The organism is Protofrankia sp. Cr1 (assembly GCF_963555865.1).
GTDB lineage: Bacteria > Actinomycetota > Actinomycetes > Frankiales > Frankiaceae > Protofrankia.
The window spans coordinates 4680-5157 of sequence record NZ_CAUVXO010000441.1; the positions used below are offsets into that span (position 1 = coordinate 4680).

A 478-nucleotide genomic window follows, 5' to 3' on the forward strand; every position below is an offset into this window, starting at 1 on the left:
CAGGTGTACGACCCCAAGCTCCACTTGCGGGAGGGGGAGGAAGAGCCACCCGTCGGCAAGACAAAGATCCGGATCGAACGGTACGTCGAGCTTGCGGCCCCCGGATCGAGCAACGATGAGCTACGCAGGCTCGCCAGGTCCGCCATCGCCTTCGCCTTCGCCCAGCAGGTGAAACACACCTCCACCTCGTCCCGACGAGACGCGGGAATCGCCGCCGACACCGTCATCCTCCTGGCGAATATTCTGCGTCGCCTCGCGGAGGACCAGTAGTCGATCCCGGGCGGCAGGGGTACCCCAGGTGACCTCCGGATGGGCGAGAGTGGGGCCGAGGAAGGACTCGTGGCGTCCGTTGGCGGTAGCGGTGATCTGCTGGACAGCGCCTTACCCGGCCGCGCCGACTCCGCTGTTCTTCGCGCAGTTTCCCGACCGGATCCCCGCAGGCCAGCCATATCCGCTCGTTTTTCGGCGGATGCTACGG

Annotated in this window: 1 pseudogene; it reads left to right on the top strand. The window is 66.3% G+C overall.

Features of this window, described 5'->3' with window-relative positions:
• A pseudogene (locus U9980_RS23240) lies at positions 1 to 270 on the top strand (hypothetical protein); the annotation flags it as partial.
• Positions 271 to 478: the final 208 nt, after the last annotated feature.